This is a genomic window from Elusimicrobiota bacterium (assembly GCA_016788905.1).
Taxonomy (GTDB): domain Bacteria; phylum Elusimicrobiota; class Elusimicrobia; order FEN-1173; family FEN-1173; genus JADKHR01.
On record JAEURZ010000017.1, the window covers coordinates 63,799 to 73,524 of the forward strand.

Genomic DNA, 9,726 nt, shown 5'->3' on the forward strand with positions numbered 1-9,726 from the left:
CCCATTAGAAACCCATAAAAGGGATATCTTGGCATGATTGGAAAGTCAAGACTTGACCCCACAATATCGTTACAAATTATTTACAAGTTGTTAAGGGGATCTTTGGGAGGGGTGATGTAGACTCTCCGAATGGAAAACAATTTTGGGGTGGGGTATAGGGGGTCGAGCTTGTTGCGGTGGGTGGGGCGGGTCTTGTTGGTGGCGGTTTATTTGTCTACCAACATCGTTTTTGTTCACGCTTCGGAATCACATTTTTGGGGGGAGCGACGGCGGGCGGCGCGGGCTCAATCGATTTCTTCTTGGCGGGAGGGACAACCTCTCTTTGCTGGGCTTCCTGGTAACCTATCGCCACTTTCTCCCGAATCCCTCTTCCTTGACCCACAGCCGGGTAACGCTTTGGGTTCTGACTCATCCTTAAACCAATCGCTGACAGAAACCGCTGACCGTCGCATTCACCTTATCGCTCAATCCATTCTGCCCTTTGGCACGGTTCGTTTTGTTCAGGAATCGAAAAAGTTGGGGGCTCCCCTCGTCCTTCATATTCAAGATGTTCATGGGAATCTTGAAGCTCAACAGAACATCTCCGAAATGGTTCTTGCTTTGGCTCGGAACGCTGGGGTTCGGTTGGTGGGGATGGAAGGGGCTTGGGGGGCCTTTGCGGTGGACGAATTTCGGCCTTACCCGGATCAGGAGATCGTCAAAAAAGTAGGGCATTATTTCTTAAAGAAAGATCTGATCGCAGGTCCGGAATTTGCGGGCTTAGCTTCTGAAATCCCCTTGACTCTGTGGGGGATTGAAGATCCCCTCCTTTACCAAGCCAACGTGGATGCTGTGAAAGAATCATTGGCCCGCCATGGCCAGGCGGCAGAGTTTCTGGCTTCACTGACCTCGGGGTTGGCAACACTTAAAAAATCCATTTATTCAAAAGACCTTATGGCTTTTGATCAGAACCGATCCCTCTACGATCAAAACATCCGTGGGTTGGGCGAATATGTCCAGACGTTAGTGGATTTTGACGGACGGGAAGGGACGGCCCTCGCGTTTCAGGTTCCCAATGTGGTTCGTTTTTTATCGGCTTTTAAAGAAGAGAAATCTTTGGACTTTTCCGCTGTGGAACGAGAACGGCAAGATTTGGTCAAAGCCCTTTCTGACACTTTAACCCAAGAGGAACTGCAGGACCTGACCCATCGCAGTATTGAATTGCGTGCGGGGGCCATAACCCACAACGCTTACCATCTCCACCTACGGAATTTGTGTGCTGTGAAAGGCGTGTCGTTAGGTCAACGACCGTCCCTCCTGGCGTATATGCACTATGTGGCGGCCAGTGAAGAAATTGAGCGGGACGCCCTCCTCAACGAAATGGCCTGGTTAGAACAGTCGGCCCAGGATGGGTTGATAAAGACGCGCGAACAAAAAACTCTTGTGGCCCTTTCCCGGGACACTCTTCTTTTAAAGAAACTTTTCGCCAACGGCATGACTCCGGACGAATGGAACATCTATCAGCACCGAAAGAATCAGATCCACGATTTGGAAGGTCGCTACAAAACGCTGGCTCCTGGTCCCCATGTTTCATGGCCGGAACGTTTAACAGGTTTGGTTTCTCCCTTTGAGGCTTTTTGCGCTCGAGCCATGGACCGCAATGGGGCGTTAACAAAGAACCTGATGGTCAAGATGGGGAAGGATAAACAGGACATGGCCGTTCTGGTGGCTGGGGGGTTCCATACCGACGGTTTAATGGACTCTTTATCTGAGCAGGAAGCCTCCGTCCTCGTTCTGACACCAAAAATTGGACCCGTAGCCCCCCAACACCGTTACTTGGACGTTTTTGCCCAGGATCCGATTCCCCTTGAAAAAATGTTTACAGGTGAACCCATTGCGTTAAAAACCGTTTGCGGATTGTCGGGGCAGGAAACCTCCCGTTCGGTTACGGATGGATTGCATTTAGGAATAGTGGGATCCTATTTACAACTCAAAGAGGACCTGCTGCAGAAATTACACCTTCGTCAAAACCAGATGAGGGAGAAACTACAACAGGTTCTGAATGATCTCTCCGCCCTTGTTCCACCCTTGTTGGGGATGGAATTGGCCGTGTCGGCGGTTGGGAATAACGGGTCTTTCCAAATTGATGGGCGATCAACTAACGATCAAGCGATCTCCATGAACATGATGGGGGGAGTAAATGGGACAGCAACCCTAACGAGGAGCAAGAAACATTCGGGGAAGAGGAACGACCGAACAGCCCAACCACTTTCTGATCAACAGAATCATCTGAAAGATTCCAAACCCTATTTTTCGGCTTGGCCCAGCAGCGCTCTTCCTGGTTTCGTCTATTTGTTTTCCCGGTTTTTTGGCGCCCCCGTACGCACGTCCGTAGAGGTTCACGCCAACATTCTCCAATCAGCCCTCTTTGGCCTAATTCTATTTTCCATTTCATACGCATTCCCCATGGAATTTATTGATCCACTGGTTTTGCATACAGGAACCTTTTTCCTGTTTTCCCATCTGATTGTGGAATTAAGACAGGCCGTTTATCGGTATGATTTTTCCAACCGCGCCTGGCTCCTTGTTCCCATTGGCTCCGGTGCCACCAAACAGTTTCTTCGTTTGGCGGAATTGATTTTCAACGCACCGCTTCTTTTGTTTTTTCTTAGTGTTCCAGGAGACCTATTTCTTTCAAATCTTGTGTGGGGAGCGAATTCTTTAATCGCTAGCGTCGCGCTTCGCGTGGGATTTAATGTTCACGCCCGGCAGCGCAAAGGACGGTCGACTCACCACCAGTCCCATGACAGCATTTCGGATCAAATCAACGAATTGATCAATGATTTTCAGGATGGGAAACTGAAAAAGTCTTCGCACCACCTCCCCGTGGGCATGACTTCTCGGAAGTTGAAAACGGAACTGACAAGAATCGCCCAGGAAGTGGTTCAAAAGAAACTTGCAAACACACCGCTGGAAGAACATGGCTATGATGGAATTTATCGAGTTTATTACGCGCCCGATTTGAACGTTATGGTTAAATTTCCTGAGGTTGACCCTGTTAATAACCGAGAACACGTTTTTATAAATTCGCGAATTATTTTTGATGCGATTAAAAACCATTTGGGTGGTGTATACGCCAAATCAACTCTGTTGGATTTATTTACCCGAGATGGGGGAAAAACCTATCATCCCGATGTCGTCGTTCAAGAAGGGGTGTGGAAACTGCCTACCGTTGCGGAAAAGTGGTCGCTAAATGGGGAAATCAAGGTCCCCTACGAAACAGAAATTTATAAAACACGAATCGATTTCGATGCTCGCCGTTCGGAACGCCAGGAACGGTATGATCTCTTTGTTAACAAAATGGGCCAACACGGGTTTTCCTTTTCAAATCTAACTCATCCAGAGAATCACCTTGGTCTGACTGTTTCGAACCAACTGGTTGCCTATCAATTGGGAGAGATTACATTGACAGGGGAACCCAATGGGAAACGAGTACATGATGTCTTTGAAAATGATGTCAGGGCGGCCCATGCGGTCTATTTGAGGGGGTTGTTAGAACCTCAAAAACCCCATTCTCTTTTTAGTGTTCCAACACTAAAAGGTTTTTATCTTTCTTTTGGACTATCGGACTCCGTGGCGTCCGTTTTGGCCAAGGGGATGGTGGCTGTGGTCATTCCGTTAGCGGAAACCCTGGCCTATGGGTTGGGGACACCCGTGATCGCCGCTTCGCTTGCCTCGATCCCCTTTGCGTTGGGGTTTGCCCCGTTAGCACCCCTTCTCGTTGGTTTTCTTTCTGCCGTGATTCATTCCATTTCATGGACTCTTCAAGGGGAGAAAGTGTCGTTGCGTGATTTTATGAATTGGTGGGCCATGGGTGTTTTTTATTCATTACCCTTTGCGTTGTTCCCATCCTCTGGGTGGGCGGGAGAATTGCCCTGGATGCTGAGTGGATATTCCCATGTCTTCATCAACTCGTTCATTGTCGCGGGAACCGCTAAGGTTATGGGAGACTTCTTGGGATTTCAATGGTTAGCCGATTTAAAACCAGGTTCTTTATTAGGGGTGCAAGGGCGGGGAGAGACCAGAAGCGAGATCCTTTTTGAAAAAGAACGTGGCCAATTACGAAGTGATATCGCGTTAATGGTAAATAGTGTCTCTATCCCTTTAAGCGTTGAAGAATCCCCCCGTTCCACTGAACTGATGTTTCATGGTCGCACACTTTTCGTAACGGTTGGGAAAGGATCTAAATTCGAGGGATGGATTGATGATCAAATAGTTGAACTTCAGGTTCATGACGAAACGTTAAAACCTATTCGTGTTATAGATTCTTTTAAAAGCGAATCTTATTCATTTTTGGTGACAGAAGTTCTTGAAGAAAAGAGCTCGATCATTCCTAATGAACCCCATTTCCCGTTAAAAAGTTTTTCTCAAGAAGGTTCCGTGCAAGCTCTCGTTCGTGCGGTTTCTGAAGCGTATCAAGAGACCGTAACAAAATTAGACAAATCCTTTCATCTCCAATTGATGAACAGTTTAACGTCCCAATATTTAGGCGATGGAGATACGAGATTAGGCCTCCCGAGCAAAAGTTTGATGGCGACTGCCGCGGCCGTTGTTCTTGCCGCTTTAAAAAGTGATCGGCTTAATTCATCCAGAATCTTGGCTTATTTGGAAAAAGCGCGGTCTTTTCAAGACCTCTTGGCGATTAATGGAGATGTCCTTCATACAGAAAATATTTTTAACCGTTTTGCTGAAAGCTACCTGGAAACAGCTCATTATGATTTTTCTCAGGTCGCGGAGAAACACGGGGAATTCATTCGGTTCATGAATGACATTCCACAGGGAGAAAAACCAAAGAAAACAACTCCTCGCCCACCTGAAGATCAAGGTTCTCGTGTTCGAGTAAAAGCCTCCTCCCCTGTCCCCGTTGTGTTACCCCTAAACCTTCAAACCACGCGACAGGGGGATCTTGATCTTAGTGATTTGTTGCTGAATGGAGGGGGCCGGATCAATCTGGATCTTTTGTTCCGGTCCTATCAGGTCTCGAACGATGTTGTTGTTCCTCTAAACGCCGAAGCGTACCGAGGATTTATTCGTCAACAGGTCAAGGCGAATTGGGGAAAGGGAAATACGAAAGAGCAATGGCTTTCCACTCTTCGGACACAGGATTCAGGGTCCGTTGGACTGATGGTTACTCAACACCGAAACGCGAAAGAGACCGAAGGGACCCTGCGTTGGTGGGCTTTAGGAGAAATATGGTTGGCCGTGGCGACCCCTCAAGATTGGTTGAACTGGCGTTATTATGTTGTGCTCCTTCGTGAACGAGTTTTATTTCGCCAGGGTGCCCGGTTTTTAGCCAAGGACCGACTGGGACGTGCCGCCTTTTACGGGGCGCTCCTGCGGACGTCCGGAAACTCCATACTTGTCCCTAAAAACGGAAATCAAAGTATAGCTGTCGCACAAAAATTCGATGTGGATTTATTATTGGGTGCAGCGGGATCAACGGGGAAGGATTGGAATTCTCTTCTTGCGGATGTGTTTAGACGGTATAACGGATTTCTGGAACAATGGACTCGGGTGGACCTCTGGCGGCAATTCGCCCAAACGCAAGGTCCCGATGGGATGACTCTTTTTGACGTGGATTTGTTGCTCTCCAATTCAGAAGAGGATCGGGAGCGACAAAAGGAAGTGGCCTCGGCGTTGGCGGGGGTGCTTCTCTCCACCAATAGGAATGGGCTCCAACAGAAACTGGTTCTGGTGACATCCGCCAATGACGAGTCTGGGGCAACGGTTGATGGAACCTATATGGCGAATAGGCTCGTGCGTAAATATGGGATTCTCTTTGATCGGATAAAAACAATCACTGTGGCTTCGCCTCAAACAGTTAGTGGACTTATATCAATTAATGAGGAAAACGAAGCGACGATTCATTTGGCGCCCCTTTTCAGCCATCTCAATCTAACGGCGAGTGCCCAGTCGGTTCAATTTTTGACCCATGATGAAAATCGGGTGGACACGGGGGGTTTAGCTGTAAATATTAAAGCTATCCTAACCCTAGCTGATCATCTGCAAAAGTTTTTCAAACTTCACACATTTCTCCAAACAAACGCCTAACCTTCTTTTTGGCCATTCTGATGCTTGTATATGCATGAAACTGTTTACGAAAGATTTACAAGTTGTTAAGGCCAGCTTAAGGTCGGTAACGTAGAATTTAGGTGACAAATGAAAAACTTTCCTTTCAAACTTTTTAAGAAGGGCCTCGCGGGGGCGATTAGCCTTTCATTTTTTATTGTTAATGGTCCCTTGGCTTATTCGGGGGAGACTAGTTTTTGGAACGCGAGACGGGTGGCCAGCGAACAGGTTCGGCGAACGAATGGCGAGGGGTTCAATTCCGGGTCATCTAACGGGCAGATGTTGTTGGCCCAACTGCCCAAGGCGGGGCCCTTGGATTTGGGGCGGCCCGATAACACCTCGACCTCTGCGGACCACACTTCTCCTAAAGAACCCTTTGTGCTTGGCCCGAAAACAGGCGACTGGTTAGGGAAACGGGTTTCACCCTACGGTTCCGTGCGGGAAGTTTATCTTTCACCGGATACCAAAGCCCCCTTCATCGTTCACATTCAAGATGCCCACGGGATTGAAGAGGCTCAACGAAATATCTCCTCAATGATTGGGCAACTGGCCCAGGAGCCGGGGATAAGCTTAGTGGGGTTGGAAGCGGCCTTTGGATCTTTCTCATTAGAAGAATACCGGGACTACCCGGACGCGTCCATCACCAAAGATATTGCCGACCTCTTTTTGAAGAAAGGTCTGATTGCTGGGCCAGAGTATGCCGGGCTAACACTCCCGAAATCGCCGGACTTCTTTGGTGCGGAAGATAAGGCTCTCTATTCCGCCAACGTGCAAGCCTTGAAAGACGCCTACAAAGGGAAACAGGTGGCTCAGGAATCACTGGCGGCCCTTCAGCGGGCATCGGCGAAACTGAAAGAGACCTATTTCTCCCCGGATCTAAAAACCTTTGACCGTCATTTTGAGGCCTATCACTCTGAAAAAGAGAAATTGGCCACCTACGTTCGCTACCTGTTAAGCACCCATCAATCTCTGGAAAACATGAAGGCGGTGCCCAACGTGGGGTTGTTGGTGAAAGCGTTGGAAGAAGAAAATTCCTTGGATTTCAAACGGGTCGAAGAAGACCGTCGGCAATTGGTGGAACGGTTGGTGGGGAAACTGTCGGCCGCGCAGATGCAAGATTTGGTGGCCAAGAGTGTGGATTACCGGGCCGGACGGATGGGGTATGGGGATTATCACAACCATCTGAAACGGATTTGTTTGACCCACGGGGTTAAGTTTAATCAATGGCCCCAACTGAGCCGGTATCTGGACTACGTTCTGTTGGCGGACAAGATTGATCGGAACGAATTATTAAACGAGATGGAACGGCTGGACAGGGCGATCCCGGAACGGCTGGCGCGGAACGAGAAAGAGCGCCAACTGGTTGCTGTGGCCTTTGACCTGTCGTTGTTGGCCAAGCTGATTCGGCACGAGATGAGCGTGGCGGATTGGACGGCCTACGAAAGTCGGATGGGGGAAATTCATCGGTTGGCGGCACGGTTAACGGCGTTGGATGCTTCGGTCAAGGTAAAGGGATTGACCGCGGAGACGTTGAAACCCTATGAGGATTTTTGTTCCTATGCGGCACGGCGGAACAACGCGCTCACCGACAACCTGTTGCGCCAGATGGCGGACACGAAAGGCAAATCCGCCGTGTTGGTGGCGGGGGGGTTCCACACGGAGGGCCTTTCGGCCCTCTTGCGCCAAAAGCAGGTTTCCTACGTGGTCGTCACGCCGAAGATTTCCTCGATCCCAAAAGATAACGATTATTTGGACGTGATGGCGAACGATCCGCTTCCCTTAGAAAAACAACTGGCGGGGGATCGGATTTATTTGGCTAAAGCTATCGAAATGGCGAATCCGGAGGGGCTTAGTGCTCGCACCATGGCCGGACTTCAGAAAGTAGCTCAATTGGGCGAAGAAATGGTGTCTATTGGCAAGAGATATGCCTTGACGACGGACTCCCAGTACACAGGCGCCACAGTTGTCTTTCATCTGAATTCGAACACCCCGGTTTACCTGGTCACGAATTATTCCGGCAAGGGATTCTTCTCAAATTTGGTTCCTGCAACGGGTAAATGGATTGTGGATATTTCCAAACGGATTATGGGCGAGGATTCAACTCGTGTTGAAGATGCTTTGCTGGTTGGCACGGCAGTGGTCTCAGTCGCTTTTGCTTCGACGGGGTTACCTGTTGTCGGGGCCGCCTTGTTCGCGTTTTCCCATATGTGGAAAAATCTTGCGCCTGATCTCATCAATTCCGGGTCAGTACCCGAAGGGACAGCCAACACCCCCGTGGCGGTCTTCAAAGCGAATCCCGTGGCTACCGTCGCCTACACCACGATTCTCTTTGGGGCCGCATTCGCCCTACTGGAAATTGCCCTGTTTGTGTTGGGCGTACCTATTCCGGTTTCGGTTGATTCGACCTTGGCTCCGTTTATGGTTTCGGAAGCGACTCAGACCTTTGCACAGACCCTTTCACTCCAAAATGTTTTGGCCACCTTCCTTTCCGTCCGATTAATTCATAAGGCTTGGAACAATGTTTTGGGAGGAAAAATCGTTAAGGGAATCGTCGTCCCGAAACTAACCCTGCAAAGCAAAAGGACCCATTGGGAGATTTTTTTAAATGGGTTAACAAATGAGGCCTCCTATTTAGACCTTCCAGGAAATGACCCTGAAAAACTTCTTTGGAAAAAGAGAATAATTCCCAATCTTTTTTCTGGGGAAGGGGATGAAACTCATGGTGTGGCTATCAATCGCATACCAGAAGAAACCGAGATATTTAATAATCCCCAAAATTTTAATTATTCACGTCATCCTAATTTCAACAATAAAGATTTGGTGGTAACGCCAGTTGAAAAGGGAATTGTGGGAAATCTGATCGCCCCCATTCTTGGTGTATCGAGCGATTTTAATAAATGGTTCGATCGGTTGATGGACGATGTTTTTCGTGCACCGCTTCGGGAGGCGGACGATATTATCTCCAAGGACCTTCAGGAATTTCGAGATGGCCACGCTTGGCGTGATGGGGGGGTTGTAACCCGAGGTTTGGGGTGGATGGGGATGGGGGTTATTGCGAGCGTGAGTCTCGCTCTTATGGCCGCGGCGCCTTTTACTGTTCTTCTCAGTTTCGGCCTTTCACAACAGATGGCCACGATCATTTCGTTGGGAATCGCGGGGTGGGGGGCTGTTCTGTCACCGGACTGGGTGAAAGGGTCCACGTTCATTGCCCACGTCGCTCAGAACGCCCTGGCCCGGCTCGTGAGCCCTGCCTTACAGATCCTTGGACTGCCCAGGATTCCTGTTTGGAATTTGGAAAAACAATTGGCCGACCCGGACTTTCAGGAAATCCTTGAACTAAACCAACTTAAGGCCAAGGGCTCTTTAATTCTATTCCTCAACAAGTTAGCGGATCTAACCAAACGGGAAGTGGAGGATGAATCTCAATTTTTCTTTAGTGATTTAGAAATGTGGTCTTACGAACAACCCCCCTTAGTTACACCATCCCTATCAAACCTTATTCAGATTCTCCACAAAGATTTCATGCGTACATTTCCCGTCTACAGCAAGCTCGTGGCCAAGGAATCGCAAGGAAGATTTGCCAATAACGCGGGAAATATTTTAGTTTTCTGGAGGAAC

At 48.8% G+C, this 9,726-nt stretch carries 2 protein-coding genes; both read left to right on the forward strand.

Annotation, left to right across the window (positions count from 1 at the left end; all coding sequences use genetic code 11):
* Positions 1 to 129: 129 nt before the first annotated feature.
* A complete protein-coding gene (locus tag JNK54_08125; protein ID MBL8024227.1) occupies positions 130 to 6,090 on the forward strand; it encodes a hypothetical protein in 5,961 nt (1,986 codons plus the stop codon).
* A 108-nt stretch (positions 6,091 to 6,198) separates the two neighbouring features.
* A partial coding sequence (locus JNK54_08130; GenBank protein ID MBL8024228.1) for a hypothetical protein occupies positions 6,199 to 9,726 on the forward strand: 3,528 nt, incomplete at its 3' end.